This is a genomic window from Nonomuraea sp. CA-218870 (assembly GCF_050936535.1).
GTDB lineage: Bacteria > Actinomycetota > Actinomycetes > Streptosporangiales > Streptosporangiaceae > Nonomuraea > Nonomuraea corallina.
On the sequence record NZ_JBNJMN010000001.1, the window covers coordinates 421,084 to 441,808 of the forward strand.

21 protein-coding genes, 1 tRNA gene and 1 pseudogene are annotated in these 20,725 nt (G+C 70.3%); 10 read left to right on the forward strand and 13 right to left on the reverse strand.

The genetic code is table 11. The features are described 5' to 3' along the window. Positions 1-51: 51 nt before the first annotated feature. From ACQEUU_RS02005 to ACQEUU_RS02015, 3 genes are read left to right on the forward strand one after another with little or no spacing between them, the layout of a single operon-like run. Complete coding sequence (locus ACQEUU_RS02005; RefSeq protein WP_433059450.1) at positions 52-651, forward strand: helix-turn-helix domain-containing protein; 600 nt, start codon at positions 52-54, stop codon at positions 649-651. A gap of 26 nt (positions 652-677) precedes the next feature. After that, entirely contained in the window at positions 678-1,391 is a 714-nt protein-coding gene (locus ACQEUU_RS02010; RefSeq protein ID WP_433059453.1) for an SRPBCC family protein, read from the forward strand. Between the two features lie 47 nt (positions 1,392-1,438). Further along, positions 1,439-2,149: a class I SAM-dependent methyltransferase gene (locus ACQEUU_RS02015; protein WP_433059456.1), complete on the forward strand. Its 711-nt coding sequence runs from the start codon at positions 1,439-1,441 to the stop codon at positions 2,147-2,149. Positions 2,150-2,160: 11 nt separating this feature from the next. On the opposite strand, the gene ACQEUU_RS02020 is transcribed toward ACQEUU_RS02015, so the two are convergent. Further along, entirely contained in the window at positions 2,161-3,492 is a 1,332-nt protein-coding gene (locus ACQEUU_RS02020) for an NAD(P)/FAD-dependent oxidoreductase (RefSeq protein ID WP_433059459.1), read from the reverse strand. A gap of 90 nt (positions 3,493-3,582) precedes the next feature. On the opposite strand from ACQEUU_RS02020, the gene ACQEUU_RS02025 reads away from it, so the two are divergent. The 4 genes from ACQEUU_RS02025 (at position 3,583) to katG (ending at position 8,979) form a co-directional block, all read left to right on the forward strand. Then, the gene (locus ACQEUU_RS02025; RefSeq protein WP_270157549.1) at positions 3,583-4,212 is read left to right on the forward strand and encodes a TetR/AcrR family transcriptional regulator; all 630 of its coding nucleotides are present in this window, start codon (positions 3,583-3,585) and stop codon (positions 4,210-4,212) included. Between the two features lie 84 nt (positions 4,213-4,296). Beyond that, positions 4,297-6,108 carry a hydroxysqualene dehydroxylase gene (locus ACQEUU_RS02030; RefSeq protein WP_433059463.1) on the forward strand — a complete coding sequence of 604 codons (1,812 nt, stop codon included), beginning with the start codon at positions 4,297-4,299 and terminating at the stop codon, positions 6,106-6,108. 205 nt (positions 6,109-6,313) lie between these two features. Then, positions 6,314-6,736 carry a Fur family transcriptional regulator gene (locus ACQEUU_RS02035; RefSeq protein ID WP_270157551.1) on the forward strand — a complete coding sequence of 141 codons (423 nt, stop codon included), beginning with the start codon at positions 6,314-6,316 and terminating at the stop codon, positions 6,734-6,736. A gap of 14 nt (positions 6,737-6,750) precedes the next feature. Beyond that, entirely contained in the window at positions 6,751-8,979 is a 2,229-nt protein-coding gene (gene katG, locus ACQEUU_RS02040) for a catalase/peroxidase HPI (protein ID WP_433059466.1), read from the forward strand. A 45-nt stretch (positions 8,980-9,024) separates the two neighbouring features. Here katG and ACQEUU_RS02045 read toward each other — a convergent pair whose 3' ends face one another. The 3 genes from ACQEUU_RS02045 to ACQEUU_RS02055 all read right to left on the reverse strand — a co-directional run bounded on the left by ACQEUU_RS02045 (position 9,025) and on the right by ACQEUU_RS02055 (position 10,715). Continuing rightward, complete coding sequence (locus tag ACQEUU_RS02045; RefSeq protein ID WP_433059469.1) at positions 9,025-9,222, reverse strand: hypothetical protein; 198 nt, start codon at positions 9,220-9,222, stop codon at positions 9,025-9,027. 197 nt (positions 9,223-9,419) lie between these two features. Beyond that, positions 9,420-9,686 (reverse strand): MerR family transcriptional regulator, encoded by a 267-nt coding sequence (locus ACQEUU_RS02050; RefSeq protein ID WP_433071703.1) that lies wholly within the window; start codon positions 9,684-9,686, stop codon positions 9,420-9,422. A 663-nt stretch (positions 9,687-10,349) separates the two neighbouring features. Next, the gene (locus ACQEUU_RS02055) at positions 10,350-10,715 is read right to left on the reverse strand and encodes a DUF1330 domain-containing protein (RefSeq protein WP_433059471.1); all 366 of its coding nucleotides are present in this window, start codon (positions 10,713-10,715) and stop codon (positions 10,350-10,352) included. A gap of 448 nt (positions 10,716-11,163) precedes the next feature. Here ACQEUU_RS02055 and ACQEUU_RS02060 point away from each other — a divergent pair. Further along, positions 11,164-11,247 (forward strand): annotated as a pseudogene (locus tag ACQEUU_RS02060) (TetR/AcrR family transcriptional regulator); the annotation flags it as partial. 39 nt (positions 11,248-11,286) lie between these two features. Then, the gene (locus ACQEUU_RS02065) at positions 11,287-11,679 is read left to right on the forward strand and encodes a TetR family transcriptional regulator C-terminal domain-containing protein (protein ID WP_433071705.1); all 393 of its coding nucleotides are present in this window, start codon (positions 11,287-11,289) and stop codon (positions 11,677-11,679) included. Between the two features lie 16 nt (positions 11,680-11,695). Here the strand turns inward: ACQEUU_RS02065 and ACQEUU_RS02070 are convergent, their stop codons facing one another. After that, complete coding sequence (locus ACQEUU_RS02070) at positions 11,696-12,421, reverse strand: hypothetical protein (RefSeq protein WP_433059474.1); 726 nt, start codon at positions 12,419-12,421, stop codon at positions 11,696-11,698. Then, on the reverse strand, positions 12,408-12,923 hold the full coding sequence (locus tag ACQEUU_RS02075) for a SigE family RNA polymerase sigma factor (RefSeq protein WP_433059477.1): 516 nt from the start codon (positions 12,921-12,923) through the stop codon (positions 12,408-12,410). The genes ACQEUU_RS02070 and ACQEUU_RS02075 overlap by 14 nt, the downstream gene beginning before the upstream one ends. A 114-nt stretch (positions 12,924-13,037) precedes the next feature. Between ACQEUU_RS02075 and ACQEUU_RS02080 the strand changes: the two genes are divergently transcribed. Further along, the gene (locus tag ACQEUU_RS02080) at positions 13,038-13,955 is read left to right on the forward strand and encodes a hypothetical protein (RefSeq protein ID WP_433059480.1); all 918 of its coding nucleotides are present in this window, start codon (positions 13,038-13,040) and stop codon (positions 13,953-13,955) included. A gap of 71 nt (positions 13,956-14,026) precedes the next feature. Here ACQEUU_RS02080 and ACQEUU_RS02085 read toward each other — a convergent pair whose 3' ends face one another. The 7 genes from ACQEUU_RS02085 to tmk form a co-directional block, all read right to left on the reverse strand. Continuing rightward, positions 14,027-14,494: a hypothetical protein gene (locus tag ACQEUU_RS02085; protein WP_433059482.1), complete on the reverse strand. Its 468-nt coding sequence runs from the start codon at positions 14,492-14,494 to the stop codon at positions 14,027-14,029. Between the two features lie 200 nt (positions 14,495-14,694). Further along, positions 14,695-15,108 (reverse strand): hypothetical protein, encoded by a 414-nt coding sequence (locus tag ACQEUU_RS02090; RefSeq protein WP_433059484.1) that lies wholly within the window; start codon positions 15,106-15,108, stop codon positions 14,695-14,697. 102 nt (positions 15,109-15,210) lie between these two features. Then, positions 15,211-15,287 (reverse strand) — tRNA-Thr (locus ACQEUU_RS02095). Positions 15,288-15,353: 66 nt separating this feature from the next. Beyond that, complete coding sequence (locus tag ACQEUU_RS02100; RefSeq protein WP_433059486.1) at positions 15,354-16,385, reverse strand: DUF2776 family protein; 1,032 nt, start codon at positions 16,383-16,385, stop codon at positions 15,354-15,356. A 78-nt stretch (positions 16,386-16,463) separates the two neighbouring features. Further along, the gene (locus tag ACQEUU_RS02105; RefSeq protein WP_433071706.1) at positions 16,464-17,294 is read right to left on the reverse strand and encodes a PSP1 domain-containing protein; all 831 of its coding nucleotides are present in this window, start codon (positions 17,292-17,294) and stop codon (positions 16,464-16,466) included. Between the two features lie 136 nt (positions 17,295-17,430). After that, the gene (locus ACQEUU_RS02110) at positions 17,431-18,603 is read right to left on the reverse strand and encodes a DNA polymerase III subunit delta' (protein WP_433059489.1); all 1,173 of its coding nucleotides are present in this window, start codon (positions 18,601-18,603) and stop codon (positions 17,431-17,433) included. 9 nt (positions 18,604-18,612) lie between these two features. After that, positions 18,613-20,655 (reverse strand): dTMP kinase, encoded by a 2,043-nt coding sequence (gene tmk / locus ACQEUU_RS02115; protein WP_433059491.1) that lies wholly within the window; start codon positions 20,653-20,655, stop codon positions 18,613-18,615. Positions 20,656-20,725 lie beyond the last annotated feature (70 nt).

Sequence of the window (20,725 nt, forward strand, 5' to 3'; positions counted from 1 at the left end):
ACACTCGATCTGCATTTGACAGGAAAAACTGTCTAATGGTTCCATCGACTCATGGCCGCCACCCAGATGTCGCTCATGGACGAGCCCGAGCGCCTGCGCGTCGCCCTGACACCCATCCGTCGACAGCTCCTCGCCCGCCTCCGCGAGCCGGCCTCGGCGGTCCAGCTCGCCGCCGAGCTCGGCCAGCCGCGCCAGCGGGTCGGCTACCACCTGAAGGTGCTGGAGCAGCAGGAGCTGATCGAGCTCGTCGAGGAGCGCCGCCGCCGCGGCTGCGTCGAGCGGGTCATGCGCGCCACCGCCAAGGCCTTCCTCGTCGACCCCGACGTGCTCGCCTCCCCCGGCCAGATCGACGCCGACTTCACCCGCATCGCCGACCGGCACGCCGCCGAGCACCTGGTCGAGGTCGCCGCGGGCACCGTCCGCGAGGTCACCCGGATGGCCGCCGAGGCCGACCGGCAGGGCGTCCGCCTGCTGACCTTCACGCTGGAGGCCGACGTGCGCTTCGCCGAGCCGGGCGACGTGCACCGCTTCACCGACGAGCTCGCCGAGGCCGTCTCCCACCTCGCGGCCCGCTACGACACCTCCGGCGGCAGGCCCTACCGCCTCACCGCCGGCGGCCACCCCGCCCCGCGCACAGAGCCGGGCGACTGACCCCACTCACCCTTGAAGGAGTTTCGATGACGGACGAGCGGTTCACCGTGGAGGTCACCATCTCCGCACCGGTCGAGGAGGTGTGGCGGGCGCTGCGCGACCCGGAGCGCATCCGGCGCTGGCACGGCTGGCACTTCGACGGCCTCGACAAGGAGATCGAGCTCATCTACGCCGAGCAGGCCACCGAGTCGCCCGAGGAACACTGGGTGGAGGTCCAGGGCGGCGACAGGTTCGAGCTGACCGACGCCGGCGAGGGCCGCACCCACCTGCGCATGACCCGCGCCCCACTCAGCGGCGACACCGAGTGGGACGCCTACTACGACGACGTCAACGAGGGCTGGGTCACCTTCATCCACCAGCTCAGGTTCGCCCTGGAGCGCCACCCGGGCGCCGACCGGCGCACCGTCTTCCTCTCAGGCGCCGGCACCACCCCGCCCCTGACGGCCGCCGGTCTGGCCGCACTCGCCGGCCTCGCCCCCGGCGCGCCGTACGAGCACGCCGCCCCCACCGGCGAGCTCCTCACGGGCACGGTCTGGTACCGCACGGACCACCAGCTCGGTCTCACCGTCGACGGCTGGGGCGACGGACTGCTCGTGGCGGCCCACACCCCGCCGGTCGCGGCCCACCCGGAGGGCGTCGCCATGATGGTGCTGACCACGTACGGGCAGTCGGACGAGGAGTTCGCGGCCCTGGAGGCGGGCTGGAACACCTGGTGGTCCAGGACCGTCCCGGCGGCCTGACCACGCCGGACGCGGAAACTGTCGGCGCCCGCTGCCAGACTGCGCGGGTGCCGACACCCGACCTCGCCCCCATCTCGACGTTCTGGGACTCCTCCGCCGACGCCTTCGACCAGGAGCCCGACCACGGTCTGCGCAGCCCGCAGGTCCGCGCCGCCTGGTGGCTCAGGCTCACCCAGTGGCTGCCCAGCGGCGCCTCCGACATCCTCGACCTGGGCTGCGGCACGGGCTCGCTGATGCTGCTGCTCGCCCAGCAGGGCCACCGCCCCACCGGTGTCGACCTCTCGCCGCGCATGATCGACCAGGCCGCCCGCAAGCTCGGGGAGGCGGGTCTCAGCGCGCCCCTGCTGCTCGGGGACGCCGGCGACCCTCCGGTGGCGGCCGGGGCCAGGTTCGACGCGGTTCTCGTACGCCATCTGCTGTGGACCCTGCCCGCGCCCGAGGAGGCGCTTCGCCGCTGGCTGGCGCTGCTCCGGCCGGGCGGCCGGCTGGTGCTGGTCGAGGGCCGCTGGGCCGCTCCCGGAGACCCGCCCTACGCGGCGGCCGCGCCTCCGCTGCCCTGGCTCGGCGGCGTGCCCGCCGAGCGGCTGACCGCGGCGCTCGCGCCGATGGCCCGGGTGGTCCACCACGAGCGGCTCACCGACCCGGCGCTCTGGGGCCGGCCGGTCACCGACGAGCGCTACGTCCTGATCGCGCGCCCCTCGCCGGAGCAGGAGCGGGAGCGGGAGCGGGAGCAGCTGAGCGCATCACCCGCCGCGTAGCCCGGCCGGTCTCATGAGGCGGCCGGGCGGAGCAGGCGCTTGGCCTCGTCGTGGTGGCCGGCCATCTCGCGCAGCGTCTCGCCCGTCGCCTTCAGCACCGACAGGCGGGCGCCCGGGTTATCGCGCAGGGCGCGCGCGACGGCCTTGACCATGCCGCCCATCGCCAGCGTCTCGCGCGGGTCCCGGATCCTGGAGTAGACCTCGAGGATCCGGCGCACCCCGTACGGCACGTCGGTCAGCCCGCGCAGCAGCTCGATCTGCACGTACGCGAGCCCGTCGCCGCGCCCGAGCAGGTTCGTCCAGTGATACATGATCAGGCACTGCCGGTCGCGTGACCGTTCCCAGGCGGCCGTCGCCTCGTCGAGGGCGGCGGGGGCGTCCACCACGTCGGCGACCCGCTCGCCCAGCAGTCTCCCGAACCTCAGCGCGTCGCGGATGCCCTGCGCCGTGACCGGGTCCTTGAAGTGGCCGGCGTCGCCGACCAGCGCCCAGCCGGGGCCCGCCGACCTGCGGAAGAACGACGGGTGCGACACCGAGCTGACGATCTTCGTCGCCCTGGTGCACCCCTCCAGGCGCTTGGCCAGCCCCGGCACCAGCCCGACGGTACGGGTGAACTCCGCCTCCAGGTCTCCCCGGAAGTCCGCGGCCCGCTCGGCCGGCGGCATCAGCAGCACCATCGACATCCCGCCGTCGCAGGGGAAGGCGTTGCCCAGCTCCCGCCCGGTCAGCCACATCGCCGCGGTCGAGCGCCACTCTTCGCGGGGGTCCTCGTAGTACGCGTAGTAGCAGGCCCGGCCGTTGGCGTGGGACAGCCGGGGCTGGTCGGCGCCGACCAGGCGGGCGACGGTCGAGCGGCGGCCGTCCGCGCCGACGACCAGGTTGGCGCGGATCTCGTACTCCTTGCCGCCCCGCTCGCTGACCTTGACGCCGACCGCCCGGCCTCCCTCCCACAGGAGGTCGGTGACGCGGTGGCCCTCCCTGACCTCGGCGCCGGCCGCGCGGGCCGTGTCGACGAGCGCCGCGTCCAGACCGGCCCGCCGCACGCACAGGCCGTAGTCGATGCCGTCGATCGCGGTGTAGCCGCCGGAGGCGGCGTGTCCGGGACCGCCGACGAAGGAGCGGGGGAGCTTCGGCGCGCCGACCTTCTCGACGCGTTCCAGTGCGCCGGTCCTGGCCAGTTCGGCCACGCCCGAGGCGAAGAGCAGGTGGGTGGAGACCGTGGTCGACGGGAACCGCGCCGGATCCAGCGCTATCACCTTGACCCCGCGCCGGGCCAGCGCGGCCGCGGTGGCGGAACCCGCGCACCGCGCTCCGGCGATGACGACGTCTGCGTGCTCTGGCATCGGGGCCTCCTGGCGCGCTAACCGACTCTAGTGTCGGTTTTATGCCTGCGAGAGGCGCGGCGTCAACGGGTCGGAGGTAGGCTGCCGGGCATGGCGATCCAGGAGCCGAAGAAGCGCATGCGGGGCTCGGCCCGTCGGGCCCGCATCACCGAGTCGGCCCTGGAGGTCTTCGCCGCCCGCGGCTACCACGCCACCGCCATGGAGGAGATCGCGGCAGCGGCCGGGGTCACCCGCTCGGTGCTCTACGACCACTTCCCGTCCAAGAAGGTCCTGCTGATCACGGTCCTGCAGGAGCAGAACGCGCGGCTGGTGGAGCACATCGGCGCCCGCATCACCGGCAGCGGCTCGCCGGGCCGGCGGCTGCGGGCCACGCTCGACGCCTACTTCAGCTTCTCCGAGGACTGGCCGGACGCCCGCCGCCTGCTGTTCGACCACACCGACGAGGACGACCCGGAGATCAAGGCGGTGCGCTGGGGCATCCGCGAGACCCGCACCCGCTCGGTCGCCGTGATGCTCGGGCGCGACCTGCGCAACCTGGGCCTCGACCCCGACAGCGACACCGCCCACGCCGTGGTCGAGCTGCTCATCTCCGGCACCGACGGTCTCGCCCAGTGGTGGGCCAGGAATCCGTCGATGCCGCGCGACGGACTCGTCGAGGCCGCCATGCTCGTGCTGTGGAACGGTCTCTCCCAGACGCCTGGACGCACATCCGCGTCTTGACAGAAGTGATCCGCAGGTTCATCGTCTCGCCTAGCTGAACCAACAGCCGTGTCGGTTAGCTAATGGTGAGCGGAGGCCACCCCCATGGCAGACCAGGAAGTCCACGACAACGGTCAGGGCGGGATCGACCGACGAAGATTCGTCACCGGCGCACTGGCCACCGCCGCGGGAGCGGCGACCGGCCCGCTGTGGGGTGCCGAAGGCGCCAGAGCCGCCGCCCCCTCCCTTCTCAAGGCGAGCGTCACCGGCCGCACGGTGGCGGTCTTCGGCGCCGGCATGGGCGGCCTGAGCACCGCCCACGAGCTGGCCGAGCGCGGCTTCCAGGTCACCGTGTACGAGCGCAAGGTGCTCGGCGGCAAGTCCAGGAGCATCCCCGTGCCCGGCACCGCCACCGGAGGGCGCAAGGACCTGCCCGGCGAGCACGGCTTCCGGTTCTTCCCCGGCTTCTACCAGAACCTGCCGGACACGATGAGCCGCATCCCGTTCGGCTCCGGCACCGTCCGCGACAACCTGGTCGCCGCCAGCCTCACGGCCATCGCCTACCGGCAGAAGATGCTCCGCGTCCCCATCCCCAGCGAGCTGGGCGGCGGGCTCACCCCGGACGTCATCCGGGACTTCTTACGGAGCGCGCTCATCGCGGGCACCACCATCCCGCTCACCCAGGTCAACTTCTTCCTGTCGAAGATGATCACGTTCATCACCAGCGGTCCCCGCCGGAAGCTCGGCCAGTGGGAGAACATGAGCTTCTCCGACTTCACCAAGTCCGACAACATGTCAGTCGAGTACCGCGAGCTGCTGACCAGGATGTTCACCGCCTCCCTGGTGGCCGCCCAGCCCGACCGGGCCAACACCCGCACGATCGCGATGATGTTCGAGGCGCTCATCTACAGCGGCCTCGGGCTCGGCCCGTACGGCCCGCCCGACCAGGTGCTCAACGGCCCGTCCAACGACGTGTGGATCGACCCCTGGCTCAACTACCTGAGAGGGCTCGGCGTCCAGTTCAAGGTCGGCTGGACCGCCACCGGATTCGACTACAGCGGCGGCCGGATCACCGGCGCCCGGGTGACCGACCCCACCGGCGCGGCCGGCACCGTGACCGCCGACCACTACGTGGCCGCGATGCCCGTCGAGCGGCTCACGCCCATCCTGTCGAGCGCGATGAAGTCCGCCGACCCCCAGCTGGCCAGGCTGAGCCACCTGGAGACGGACTGGATGAACGGCGTCATGATCTACCTGAAGCAGCCCACGCCGATCGTCAAGGGCCACATGGTCTACGCCGGCACCCCGTGGGCCCTCACCTCGATCAGCCAGGCGCAGTTCTGGACGACCGACTTCCCCGCCACCTACGGCGACGGCCAGGCTCGCGACTGCCTGTCACTCGACCTGTCCGACTGGAACACCCCGGGCATCCTGTTCGGCAAGACCGCCAAGCAGTGCACCCGTCAGCAGATCGTCCAGGAGGTCCTGGCCCAGGTCCGCGCCGTCACCCCCAACGGCGCCCAGTTGCTGCCGGACTCGCTCGTCCACAGCTGGTTCGTCGACCCCGCCATCACCGGCGAGGGCACCCCATCGGTGGCCAACGACGAGCCCCTGCTCATCAACTCGCCCAGCTCGTGGGCGAACCGCCCCGAGGCCACGACCAGGATCCCGAACTTCTACCTGGCCGCCGACTACGTCCGCAACAACATCAACCTGGCGACCATGGAGGGCGGCAACGAGGCGGGCCGCACCACGGCCAACGCCATCCTCGACGCCGCCGGCTCCTCCGCCACCAAGGCCAAGCTGTACGACCTGTACCTGCCGCGCGAGTTCCAGGCCCTCTACGACACGGACGACATCCGTTACCAGCTGCGCCTGCCCAACCAGTTCGACCTGCTGGCCCCGTACTGGCCGTGACCCGTCAGCTCCGAGCTTCCGTACGGACGCCCCGTACGGAAGCTCACCCGGCCCTCGGCGCACAGGCGGTCGCCGAAGGCAGGTGATCGGCGAGTCCCAGGCCCGTCCCAGGCCCTTCGCCAGGGGCGGAATGTCGCCGACACCACAAACTTGGACTCTTCCTTCTCTTGTATCGTTCGTGTTTAGCACGGTAGGTTGGCCGGACATGAGCGCACCCAAGACCACCGCCGAGGAGCTGCGCGGGGTCGGCCTGAGAGTCACGGCCGCCCGCGTCGCGCTGCTCGAGACCGTCCGGGACGGTGACCATCTCGACGTCGAGACCATCGCCTCCGGGGTGCGCGATCGCGTCGGCCACATCTCCCTCCAGGCCGTGTACGAAGCCCTGCACGCGCTCACCGCGGCAGGACTCGTACGGCGCATCGAACCGGCCGGCAGCGCGGCCCGGTTCGAGGGGCGCGTGGGGGACAACCACCACCACATCGTGTGCCGGTCGTGCGGCGCCGTCGCGGACGTCGACTGCGTGACCGGCCATGCGCCCTGCCTGAACGCGTCCGACGACCACGGCTTCGCCGTCGACGAGGCCGAGGTCATCTTCTGGGGCCTGTGCCCCGACTGTTCCACCGCCTGATCCGAAGGACTCCCATGACCGAGAACCATGATGCGATCGTCACCGACTCCAAGCAGGAGGGCGAAGGCGGCTGCCCGGTCGCGCATCGCGCTCCGCACCCGACCCAGGGCGGCGGCAACCGCCAGTGGTGGCCGGAGCGGCTCAACCTGAAAATCCTCGCCAAGAACCCGGCCGTCGCCAACCCCATGGGCGACGACTTCGACTACGCCGCCGAGTTCCAGAGCCTCGACCTCCCGGCCGTGAAGCGTGACATCGCCGAGCTGCTGACGACCTCGCAGGACTGGTGGCCCGCCGACTTCGGCCACTACGGCCCGTTCATGGTCCGCATGGCCTGGCACAGCGCCGGCACCTACCGGATCAGCGACGGCCGCGGCGGCGCCGGGGCCGGCCAGCAGCGCTTCGCCCCGCTCAACAGCTGGCCCGACAACGCCAACCTCGACAAGGCCCGCCGCCTGCTGTGGCCGATCAAGAAGAAGTACGGCAGGAAGCTGTCGTGGGCCGACCTGATGGTTCTCGCCGGCAACGTGGCCCTGGAGTCGATGGGCTTCAAGACCTTCGGCTTCGCCGGCGGCCGCGAGGACGTCTGGGAGCCCGAGGAGGACGTCTACTGGGGCCCCGAGTCCACCTGGCTGGGCGACGAGCGCTACACCGGCGACCGCGAGCTGGAGAACCCGCTCGGCGCGGTCCAGATGGGCCTCATCTACGTCAACCCGGAGGGCCCCAACGGCAACCCGGACCCGCTCGCCGCGGCCCGCGACATCCGTGAGACGTTCCGCCGGATGGCCATGAACGACGAGGAGACCGTCGCCCTGATCGCGGGCGGCCACACCTTCGGCAAGACCCACGGCGCCGGCCCGGCCGACCACGTCGGCCCCGACCCCGAGGCCTCCCCGATCGAGCAGCAGGGCCTGGGCTGGAAGAGCACCTACGGCAGCGGCAAGGGCGGCGACACGATCACCAGCGGCCTGGAGGTCACCTGGACCTCCACGCCGACGAAGTGGAGCACCAACTTCTTCTGGAACCTGTTCGGCTACGAGTGGGAGCTGACCAAGAGCCCGGCCGGCGCCCACCAGTGGCGGCCCAAGCACGGCGCCGGCCAGGACTCGATCCCCGACGCCCACGACCCGTCGAAGCGTCACGCGCCGGCCATGCTGACCACCGACATCGCGCTGCGCGAGGACCCGATCTACGGCCCGATCTCGCGGCGGTTCTTCGAGAACCCCGACGAGTTCGCCGACGCCTTCGCCCGCGCCTGGTTCAAGCTGACCCACCGCGACATGGGCCCCGTCGCCCGCTACCTCGGCCCCGAGGTCCCGGGCGAGACGCTGCTGTGGCAGGACCCGCTGCCCGAGGTCACGCACGAGCTGATCGACGACGGCGACGTCGCCGCGCTCAAGGCGCAGATCCTCGCCTCCGGCCTGTCGGTGTCCGAGCTGGTGTCCACGGCGTGGGCGTCGGCCTCCTCCTTCCGCGGCAGCGACAAGCGCGGCGGCGCCAACGGCGCCCGCATCCGCCTCCAGCCGCAGATCGGCTGGGAGGTCAACGACCCCGACCGGCTGGCCACGGTGCTCGGCACGCTGGAGGGCATCCAGAAGGGCTTCAACGGCTCCCAGACCGGCGGCAAGCAGGTCTCGCTCGCCGACGTGATCGTGCTCGCCGGCTGCGCCGCCGTCGAGAAGGCCGCCAAGGACGCCGGTTTCGACGTCCAGGTGCCCTTCACGCCGGGTCGCGTGGACGCCTCGCAGGAGCAGACGGACGCCGAGTCGTTCGCCGCTATGGAGCCGACCGCCGACGGGTTCCGCAACTACCTGGGCAAGGGCAACAAGCTGCCGGCCGAGTACCTCCTGATCGACCGGGCCAACCTGCTCACGCTGAGCGCCCCCGAGATGACCGTCCTGGTCGGCGGCCTGCGCGTCCTCGGCGCGAACAGCCAGCAGTCGCAGCTGGGCGTCCTCACCACCACCCCCGGCAAGCTGACGAACGACTTCTTCGTCAACCTGCTCGACCTGGGCACGACCTGGGAGCCGGTGGCCGGTGACGAGAACACCTTCGAGGCCCGCGACTCCGCCACCGGCGAGATCAAGTGGACCGGCAGCCGCGCCGACCTGGTCTTCGGCTCGAACTCCGAGCTGCGCGCGCTCGCCGAGGTGTACGCGTGCGACGACGCCAAGGAGAAGTTCGTGACGGAGTTCGTCGCGGCGTGGGACAAGGTCATGAACCTCGACCGGTTCGACCTGGCCTGATCGCGACGGCCGGGCCGGCCCCCGCACGGGGACCGGCCCGGCCGTTCACCGTCCACTGAAGAAAACCTGGATGTCCTCCGCCAGCGGCCCGGGGGCCGCCATCGCGATCAGGTGGCTGGGGTGCTCGTGGTCCTCCCAGTGCACGATGGCGTTCCTCCGCTCGGCGATGCGGCGGAAGGCCGCGGGGCCGCCGTGGGAGACGCCGGTGGGCACCACGTCCTGGTCGATCGGCAGGCCCGCCACGTCCTCGTAGTAGGTCCACGACGACGACCCGCCGGTGGCGCAGATCGTCCAGATCGGCTTGCGGGATCGATGCGGAACGGGCGAATACCGGTTTCGTGCGTCATGGACGGCACGGTAGAAGCCGACGTGGCACAGTTCGTTACGCGAGGGACGCCGAGAGCCCTGCGACGTTCGATCAGAAAGGCCGGGGACCGGCGTCAGCCTCCGGTCGTGCGTTCGCGTTCGTGCGCGGCGTTGATGCGCAGCGCCTCGGCGAGCTGGTCCTCCAGGATGATGATGCGGCAGGCGGCTTCCACGGGAGTGCCCTGGTCGACGAGTTCGCGAGCGCGGGCGGCCAGGCGGAGCTGGTAGCGGGAGTAGCGGCGGTGACCGCCGCTGGAGCGCTTGGGCTCGATCAGCTTCGCGGCGCCCAGGGCCCGTAGGAAGGTCGGGGTCACACCGAGCATCTCGGCGGCGGCGCCCATGCTGTAGGCGGGGTAGTCCTCATCCTCGAACCGGTCCTCGAACCGGTCTTCGGCCGGATGCGGGGCGCTGTCCGCGCTCGTGGCGGGGCGGGCGCCGGTGGTGCGGGCTCGATGCATAAACGCCTTTCATCATGCGAACAGGGGCCCCGGCGCCTGTTGCGCCGGGGCCCGAAGAGGTTCAACACCATCTACCGGCCATCCGGCCGGCTTACTGTATTCCGCACCCGCCCTGCTGTGCGGCGGCGATGCGGGGATCGCGGATGCGTGACCGTAGACCACCTTCCTATCTTGTGGAACTGCGGTACCCGCGCGGCGAGACTCGTCAGCCGGCGACGGGCGATCCTTCGATGGCGTTCAACGCTCCTTTCTCCATACTTCTGGACGTGTCGTCCACTTCCCTGGCAGCGCGTCCACGATCTGGGCCCCTTCCACTGCACTGGCCCTTCACGTCCGACCTTCTGCCTCAACTACCTACTTCATCCTCAGTTCGGGCAGTTCGTCGTGATGCGGTGACAACTTCCTGCTGCCCGATGAATCCGTTCCTTGCGATGTCAAAACCCTAGCACCCACATCAGCGAATGTCTACTACGGCGGATACAGATTTTCGCTCACGGACATCACAGACCGCCGTCGGCGCGCGAGCCCTCGTCTCCCGGTCCGGCGTCACGCGCCCTGCCGGCTCGCGGGCGGGGCCGCCGCCTCCCGGATAGCGGTGGCGGCCGCCGTCGGCTCGTAGTTCGCGGGCACGCCGTCGACCATGATGATGTCGCCCTCGATGTGCCGCGAGCGCAGCGGCGCGATCTCCCGGTACGCGGGAGAATCCCACCACGCCCGCGCCTCGGCGATCCCCGGGAAGCCGATCATCACGACATGTCCGGGCCAGGCGCCCTCCTTCACCTCGTGCTGGGTGGCGTGCACGAGGTAGCGGCCGCCGTACGGCTCGAAGGTGACGGGGAGCCGTTCGATGTACTCGGCGATCTCAGGGTGCGGGGCCGCCTCCCGCAGGTGGGCGATGACGTAAGCGGGCACGGTGGCCTCCCGGTGAAGTCGTGTTCGGTGCGCTGCCGATCCTGACAGGCCCTGGTAGGCAGGGCGATTACCTGGCAGGTAGGTGATCCACCGTCGGCCGACACCGCGACTCCCGCGCCCCGCCCTCGATGAGCTGCGCAACCGTCGCCGGCCTCGACGTACGAAGGCCGGCGACGGTCATCGCGGCGCACCGCTCACTCGGCGGTTCCGGCGGCGAGCTGCCGCCGTACCGTGTCGGCGTCCATCAGGTACCACATGGACCTGAACCGAGCTCGACGTACCGCAGGTAGAAATCGCGCAGTTCCTCAGCCGACATGCCCGAACCCGGCGCAGTGGAGCTCATGATCACTATTCCGTTCCGTCAGTGCCGACCGGTTGGCGCAGTCGGCTGTTGAACCGGGGCGGACATTTTTGTACCGCTCGGTAAGGAAACCGGCGACACGGCTACGAGGGCGCGTCCCTGGCCACCCTCACCAGCGCGATGGGGATCAACCGGCCGAGCCTGTACGCCACGTTCGGCAGCAAGGAGCAACTGTTCGAACGCGCCTTCGCGCGCTACCGCGAGACCCAGCTGGCCAACGTCCGCGCCGCACTCGACCAACCCACCGCCTACGCCGCCATCGAAGCGTTCCTGCGCTCCAGCGTCGACGGCCTCACCGCCCACGACCACCCCCGGGGCTGCCTCTCCATCCAAGGAGGCCTGGCCTGCTCGCCCGAGAACGCCCGCATCTCCGAGGTCCTGGCCGCCGGCCGCGCCGCCAACGAAGCCGCCGTCGAAGAACGGCTGTCCCGCGCGGCGAGCGAAGGAGACCTCCCGCCCGGCGTGGACCACCGGGCACTGGCACGATTCGTCATGGCGCTCAGCGAGGGATTCGCCGTCCACGCCGCGGCCGGCGCCGGCCGTGAAGGCCTCCAGGCCTCCGTCGACATCGCCCTGCGCGCCCTCACCCCACCCCGGCCCTGACGGACCGAGCATGGCATCACAGGGTGGAGGCGAGCCCTTCACCGATCCTCTTCAGCTCGGCGTTGACGGCCTCGGCCCCGGAGTACTCCTCCGCGTACACAGGGCTGAACATGATCTCGGCCCACTGCCTGTCGCCCAATCTGAGGAAGAGGGTCGGGGTGCCCTTCATCCCGTCCTCGCCGACGTGCTGCAGGACCAGGTAGCCGCTCCGGCCCCCGACGGTCACCTCCCCGCCGTCCTTCTCGTCGCGATAGGCCTCGATCCGGTTACCGAGCTCCTGGACCGCCTTCTCCTCGTACATGACGATCTGAACCCGGTAGGAGCCCATCTCGTCGCCGTCGTAGTTGTACGAGGTCGCGTAGCCGTCGCCCCAATCCACCGACGACCCGGACCACTTCAGCCCTTTGGGCAGGTATCCCACCCTGACGCGCCCGAACTCCCTCCCGTCGCCCAAGTCCCCCAGGTTCGGCGGCTCGGTCGGCGCGGGCGGGGTGTCGTCGATGGCAGGCGGTTCCGGTACGGCGGAGAACGTGGTCCGCTCGCCGATCGTGGACACCGAGCCGCCGGCCAGGTAGGCGACGGACGCGGCCACGGACGCGACCAGCGCCGTGGTGACCCCGGCCCTCCTCCTCTTCCTGTCCCGGTGGGAGCGCATCACCCGCTCCGCCAGGTCAGGAGCGGCGTGCAGCCTTGCCGTCCCGCCCGCCATGAGCCGGCGGATCTCTTCCTCAAGCGTGGGCATCCTTGATCACTCCTTCCAGTGTTTCCCGGCCGAGTGCCGAACGGAGCTTGGCCAGCGCCTTCGACGCCTGGCTCTTGACCGTGCCGACCGCGCATCCGAGCACCTCGGCGGTCTGCGTCTCGGTGAGGTCCTCCCAGTACCGCAGGACGATCACCGCCCGCTGCCGGGGCGGCAGCGCGCGCAGCGCCTCCATGAGCACGTGGAACAGGTCGGGATCGCCCGCGCGGGCCGGTGTCTCCGGCGGGCTGTGCATGGGGATGATGTTGAAGATCGCCCGGCGGCGGGCGCGGCTGATGGCGGCGTTGATGATGACGCGCCGCACGTAGGGCTCGGGGTTGTCGTGGCGGACCACCCGGTCCCAGTTCCTATAGGTACGCTCGAGCGCCGTCTGCAGCAGGTCCTCGGCCTCCGTCCTGTCGCCGCAGGCAAGATAGGCGACCCGCAGCAGGCTCGTGGCACGCGTGGCCACGAAGGCGCCGAAGTCGTGTTCACCGCCGCTCACGGCTGTCTGTCCGAATTCACACCTCCTAATACGCCTCGGCCTTCACAGCCGTTGCCCGGCCCGCCCGGAAATCTCGCGGGCAACCCTTCGAGCGGCCCAGGCGTATGAAGGGGCATGACTTCGCAGCCATGGAGCAGCCTGATAGCGTTCGCGACCCCGCCGGCCCGGCGGCTGATCACCCTCGGCGTCACCCTCGCGATGGGCGCCGCCGTCCTGAGCGCACCGGCGGCCGTCGCGGCCGCTCCCCCCGAGGGGACCTACTGGCACACCAGGACGATCACGACATCACCCCACCCCTGGCGGTTCGGCTCCAAATCGGACCCCTATGCGCTGGTCCAGCGGGAGATCGTCGAACGGTGGAACGCCCCCGACGGCAAAAGCTGGACCGGATTCCGGGAGCTCGGCACGCTGCCGAGAACCACGGCAGACAAGAAGGCGTGGCGGCGCGACGGCTCCCCTTCCCAGGGGAGCGAGTCGATCGACGGCAAGACGGCGAAGCTGTCCGCCGAGCCCGGCAAAGGCCGCGTGGGTCCGGAGCCGAAGGCACGGAACCAGTTCCAGTTCGCGGGGCAGTGGCTGACGTACGACGAGGTACAGCGCCTGCCCGCCGACCCGAACCGCCTGAAGGACTGGCTCACGAACGCCGGACGGGTCGGTCGAGAGGACGACCTGCCCGGCTGGCTCAAGTACACCCTGACGGAGCTCCTGCACGACATCCCCGCCCCGAAGGAGGTCCGCGCGGCGGCCTACCAGGCCCTGCTGACGCTGCCGGGCGCCCGCCCCGGCGGCAACCCGAAGGACAACCTGGGCAGACCCGGCGCCGCCATCGTGCTCGACCACTCGGCAGGGACGGGCAAGCACGCGTACTCGACCAGGACCCGGCTGATCGTCGACACCGGCAGGATGGTGCTGCTGTCACGGCTCATTCAGGACACGGTCGACGGCAAGGCATCCGCGGACACGTCCTACGACACGACACTGATCGAGGTCGGCTGGACCAACACCCACCCCACCGTGCCGGCTCTCCCCTGACGCGCCACCACCAGCGCCCGTCCACTCCATGGCCAGGGACAACGAGCCACCGCAGGGCGGCGGTGATCCGCTTACCGGGTGAGCTTCACGGCGAACACAGGGAACGAGTACTCGACCTGCTCATCCGGACCGGCCGCCTCCTCAGCGGAGACCTCCCGCAGATCACCCCACGGCACCAGACCCGGCTGCACATCAGCAGCCATCAGGGCAAGCACAGGTGCGGGATCGTCCACAGCGCGGAAACAGCTCCCGAACGGCAGATCATCCGGCTCAACCGAAGCCACTGAACACCGCAACTGACCGGCCTGCTCGTCATACCAGGCATAAAACGTCACCGGCCCGGCAGCATCCCCGAACCGCGCGCGGAGCCGCTCACCCACCGCGACAAGAGCCCGCCCAACGGGCCGCACGTCGAAACTCTCAGGGGCGAAGCCGAACGCCATCAGATTGCCCCGGGCCTCGACGTCCACGTCCCTTCGGTCGAGGACCAGTTCCTCGTCCGCGAAGGACAACACGAACTGCGCGAGACCGTCCGACACTCACTATCTCCCATCAACAACACGTTTCAGTAAGAGAGCAACCATCCCACAGACGGGACGATCTCCGTGACCATGAACGTCTACACCCAGATCGCCAGCCCGGAGACCCGCAAGGCCCTCGACCAGCTCAACGCCAGCCTTGATTTCTAGCCCCACAGAGCCCTAGTCATGCAACACGTCAGCGGAGGCCATTCCCACGGCTAGGGATGGTCTCCGCTGCGGTTCCAGGCGTGGGTTATCTGCAAGTCGCCTCCCCAACTTCGGGCGATGACAGCTCCATCCTCGAACTCGAAGGCCATGCGCATGCATTGGCCGGACAAGTCATCGAACTCCTCGACCAAGCGCCGCAACCGCTGACCGATGTACCTCACGAAGGGAACTTCATCGGGAGCGGTGATCACATCCACGCGACTGCCCAGCTCCTCCATCACGTAGCCCTCCCCCGGCTCCTCGGGGTCGATCCTGAGTTCCCAATCAGCGGCAACACCTAGGTTGACAGTCAACGTCTCGAATCTGAGCCAGACCTCGCCTGTGACCGGGGCTTCAGATCGATGTGTGAACTGACTTGCTAGCACGCTCGCCAAGCGCAGATTCTCCAGGGCAGTCACATCCACCGGATGAGCCTAATCCGTAGCCCATCGATGGGCATCGGCTGCAGGGGTTGCTGTATGGAGATCAAAAAGGCCCTCCCGGATCACCCGGGAGGGCCTTTTACCTGGAGCCGCCTTCGGGATTCGAACCCGAGACCCCTTCATTACGAGTGAAGTGCTCTGGCCGACTGAGCTAAGGCGGCGTGCCGCGAACGGCTGCCAAGAGTCTACAGGAGCCCCGGGGTACTTCGCCCCCGAGAATCCCACCGCTACCCCGACGTACCAGCCTCCAGGATCGAGACGATGGAGAAGAGCGTGAAGCACACGGCCCCGAGCCCCACCAGCACGCGGGCCGGCACGAAGAAGGCCGGGTTCGTGACCTCCGCCTCGAAGAGGAACGCCGCGAAGAACAGGCAGGCCAGCGCCGTGGTCACCGGCATCATGGGGATGCGGTTGGCCAGCGGGAAGGTGCGGCGCCAGACCAGGGCCAGGAGCAGGGCCTTGGACAGGATGCTGTAGCAGATGAGGCCCAGCCCGATGAGGATGCAGCCGGGGGCGATGCGGTAGGGCTCGTCGGAGGCGGCGAGGACGTAGACGCCGAAGAGGATGTTGATGGTGCCCATGACGATGACGAGCCAGCTCCAGCGGAAGCGTTCGGGGTTGCGGAAGGCGTTGCGCGCCTGGCGGACGATGGTGGCGACGAGGGCGATGAGGCTGGCGCAGATGGCGGCGAGGCCGAAGACGACGCGGCCCGCGGTGTAGTAGGCGCTGCCGGCCTGGGCCATGAGGACGAAGGCCCAGACGAATCCGATGAGGGCGCAGACGAGGGGGATCGCGATGAGGATCTTCCCGGTGGTCGCCGAGTAGACCCCCATGGGCGGCTCGTCCTCCCACGAGCGGGCGGCGTTGACCGAGATGAGGGAGAAGCTGGTGGAGGCGGTGGCCACGGTGCTGACGCAGACGCTGATCAGGCCGACGCCGGCGACCACGTGGCCGGCCACCAGGTTCTGGGCTTCGCCGCTTCGGGTGATGAGGACGATGCCGTAGATGATCGTGAACAGGGCGACCGCGTAGCCGCTGGCGGGCAGGACGACGCGCCAGACCTTGTTGTAGCGGTCGATCAGCTGGCGGATGATCGTGGACGCGGTGGTGAAGAGCGCGTAGCAGATGGCGGCCAGGGCCACGACGACGTGACCTGCCATGAAATGGTTGGCGTCCGGGCCTCCCGCGTAGACGTACAGCCCGTACGCGGCACAGATGACGCCCATGACCAGTGGTATGGCGCGGAAGATCACGCTCATTGTGAAATTCACCGTTCACCCCCGATAGGCCATGCCTACCCGATGGTGACAATCAGTAATCGAACGGTGACGCCATTCTCACTCCGGGAGATCCTCCCCTCCGCCGTACATCTTGTCGTGCTGCTGCCGCGGCGAGCAGACGGACGCTGACGGGCAGGCGCAGCGCCGCCCTCCGTCGTCGAGACGGACGGTGACCGTGTCGGCGGGCACGTTGTGGCCGATCACGGTTCCGTCGCCCTCTGGGGTGGTGACGCGGCTGCCCGAGCGGGGCATCCGGTAGCGGGTCTCGACGTACAGCGGATGCTCGTACTTCAGGCAGCACATCAGCCGCCCGCAGGCCCCGGCGATCCGCAGCGGGTTGACCGGGAGGTCCTGGTCCTTGGCCATGCGGACCGACACCGGCTCGAAGTCCTTCAGGAAGGTGGCGCAGCACAGGTCGCGCCCGCACGGCCCGATCCCGCCCTGGAGGCGGGCCTCGTCGCGGGGGCCGATCTGGCGGAGCTCCACCCTGGCTCGCAGGTTGCGGGCCAGGTCTCGTACGAGCGCGCGGAAGTCGACCCGGTGCGGGGCGGAGAAGTAGACCGTGTAGACGTTCTCCTTGTCCAGGTAGTCGACGCCGACCACCTTCATCGGCAGGCTGTGCCGTTTGATCAGTCGTTTGGAGACGCTGCGGGCCTCGGCCCGGCGGCGCTTGTTCGTCTCGTCGCGGGTCAGGTGCTCCTCGCCCGCCAGGCCCTCACACACCGGCAGCCCGTCGATGTCCTCGCTGGTCCACTGCGGCGCCCACACGCACTCAGCCACCTCGGGGCCGGCGTCGGTCGGGACCAGCACCTTGTCGCCCACCTTGGGGGTGTGGGCGCCGGGGTCGAGGTAGTAGAGCCTTCCGTAGCGGGTGAAGCTCACGGCCATGATCATTCCCATGGGCTCGTGCTCGCCTCCTGACGGCCTCGGGGGTTCTTGCGGCGTCCGTTGACACATTACGTGTGCGGCCGCGCGAACGTGAGAGGGCCGGGGTGCTCTGTGCGGGCCTGCCGCCTCGGGCGCGCTACATGCGCAGCGCCAGCATCATGGACTCGACGGCGATCTGCGGGTTGACGTTGAGGTCGAGGCGTTCGCGGCAGCGCATGACGGCGTCGACGCGGCGCAGCGTCTCCTCCGGCGTCGTGGTCTTGGCGAGCTGGTCGAGGTCGAAGCGGAGGTCGTCGTTGGCCAGCTCCACCGACGCCCCCAGCTGCATGGCCAGCACGTCGCGGTAGAACCACACCAGCTCCAGCAGCGCCGCGTCGAGCGAGTCGCGCTTGAGGCGGGTGGCCCGTGACTTCTGCCGGTCCTCCAGCTCCTTCAGCGCCCCGGCTCCCCCGCGTACGAGGCCGCGGTTGAGGCCCTTGCCCGTGGAGCCCTCGCCGTAGATCTTGCGCAGCTCGGCGGTCTCGGTCTCGTTGAGCGCGGCGGTGGCCGCGGCGGCCTCCTCCTCGGCGGTCTTGACCAGGCGTTCGGCGGCGGTCACACACTCGCCGACGCCGGTCAGCGAACGCGGGATGGCCAGGACGGACTCGCGCCGGGCGCGGGCGGCCTCGTCGAGCGCCAGCGCGCGGGCGCGGGCGAGGTGACCCTGGGCGGCGCGGGCGGCGAAGCGGGCCGTCTCGGGCGGGACGCCGTCGCGCGTCGTCAGCACGCGGGCCACCTCCGCGGTCGACGGGGTGGTCAGGGTGACGAGCCGGCAGCGGGACCTGATGGTGATCATCAGGTCGTCGGCGGCCGGCGCGCAGAGCAGCCACACAGTGCGCGGCGGCGGCTCCTCAATGGCCTTGAGCAGGGCGTTGGCCGCGGACTCCGTGGCCCGGTCGGCGCCCTCGAACAAGATCACCCGCCAGCGGCCCTGCGTCGGCGCGCCCGCCGCCCGCAGGATCAGCTCGCGGGTCTGCTTGACGCCGTAGGACAGCCCGGCCGGCCGCACCCGCTCCAGGTCGGGATGGGAGCCGATCAGCACCTGGTGGCACTGGTCGCAGTGGCCGCAGCCCGCGTCGGGGCAGAGCAGCGCCGCCGCGAACGCCCGCGCCGCGTCCTCGCGCCCCGCGCCCGGCGGGCCGGTGAACAGCCAGGCGTGGGTCATGCCCGCGCCGCGCCCGCCCGCGACGACCTCGGCCGCGGCCACCGCGGCACGCGTCAGCACGGAGACGGACTGGTCCTGCCCCACCAGGTCATCGAAGACGCCCACGCGACAAGGCTAGTCGCGGATGGCGGGCATCGTGCCCGTGATGTCTTCGGTCTCGCCCGGCACCGGGTCGGGCAGGATCTCGCGTACCCGGTCCTGGACCGTCCGGGTGATCTGCTCGACGGGGAGGGTGCCGTCGGCGACCAGGTAGCGGTCAGGCGCGGCGGCGGCCAGCGCGCGGAACTCCTTGCGCACCCGTTCGTGGAACTCCAGCGGCTCCGCCTCGATCCGGTCGGCCGCCCCGCCGAGCCTGGTCAGCCCGACCTCGGGCGGGGTGTCGATGAGCACGGTCAGGTGGGGTACGAGCCCGCCGGTCGCCCAGGCGTTGACCTTGGAGACGTCCTCGGGGTCGAGCGAGCGGCCGGCCCCCTGGTAGGCGAGCGAGGAGTCGACGTAGCGGTCGCACACCACGATGGCACCCCGGTGGAGCGCCGGCCGGATGACCTTCTCGACGTGCTCGGCCCGGTCGGCGGCGTACAGCAGGGCCTCGGCCCGTCCCGACAGGCCGCGCTCGGCCGCGTCGAGCAGGATGGCGCGCAGCCGCATGCCGACCTTGGTCGCGCCCGGCTCGCGGGTCTGCACCACGTCGTAGCCCTGGTCGCGCAGCCAGATGGCGAGCATCCTGGCCTGGGTCGTCTTGCCCGACCCCTCGCCGCCCTCGAACGCCACGAACAGCCCCGGCACCCGCTCGGCGGGCTCGCCGCGGTAGTTCTGGCCGCGCACGGCCGCGATGAGGTCGGCCAGGATGGGCACGCCCTTCCTGTCGTCCATGTGGCGCAGGCCGAGCAGCCCGACGACGACCGCCAGCACGCCGCCGAGCAGCAGCACCAGGTTGGTGCCGTTGAACTGGTAGCTCAGCGCGCCCAGCTCGACGCCGCGCCGGCCGAACAGCGCCGCCAGCGGGTTGGCCACCGCGACCACCAGCAGCAGCGTCACCCGCGCCGTGGACTGCAGGAAGGAGAACGTGCGCCCGCGCAGGCCGTCCTCGACCTCCAGCCCGATGAGCGTGTAGCCGATGATCCAGGCGATGCCGGCGCACGCCCCGAGCATCACGGTCAGGATGACCACCAGCACCAGGTTGTGGACCAGCGCGATGGCGGCCAGCACGAACCCGGCCACGACCAGCGACAGCCCGAACAGCCGCCGCCGCGACAGACCGCTGAGCAGCCGCAGCCCGAAGAACATGCCCAGGGCCATGCCGACGAAGACCGCGCCGAACACCACGCCGTAGGCGGCGTCGCCGCCGCCGAGCTCCTCCACGTAGAGCTTGGCGAGGCCGATGACCGCGCCGCCCGCCGCGAACGCGCCGAGCATGCCGATGATCAGCCCGCGGACCAGCCGGTTGCCGCCGACGAACCGCCACCCGTCGACGATCTGCCGCAGCACCGACGGCGTGGCGATCGCCCCGTCGCGCCGGGGGATGTCGCGCAGCGTGAAGATCAGGGCGGCTGAGACGAGGTAGGCGCCCGCGTTCACGATCAGCGGCAGGGTGGTGGGGTCGAGGCCGGACAGCAGCGGCGACACGTCGCGGCCGACGTCGGCCACCACCGACAGCATCGCGAACACGGCCGCGGCGACCGGCGCGCTCCCGTACGTGACCAGCAGGTTGAGCCGGTTGGCCGCTTCGAGCTGCTGCTTGGGCACCAGGTTGGGGACGGTCGCGTCCTTGGCCGGAACCCAGAACAGGTTGACGCACTCCACCAGGACAGTGGCGATGATCACCCACTGGTAGCTGTTGACGATCGGGATCGACAGCACCACGGCGAAGCGGGCCACGTCGGAGAACACCATGGTCAGCCGGCGGTCGAACCGGTCGGCGAACACCCCGGCCAGCGGCCCGAGCAGCACGGCGGGCAGCATCTTGGCGACGAACACGCCGCCGATGGCGAGCGACTGGGCGCGGAAGTCGCCCTGGGTGAGGTTTCCCGCCAGCGCGGTGAGCGCGAGGAGGTTGAGCCAGTCGCCCAGACTGCACACCGACATGGCCGCCCACAGCCTGCGGAAGGGGGCGTTAGCCAGCACGTGAGCCTGTCGGCTTCGGCCAAGGGCGGTCATGATGTCAGCGTATCCAGGAGTTCTCTGAGAGTGGGATGACAGCGACGGGTCCGGATATATCGGACCAGTC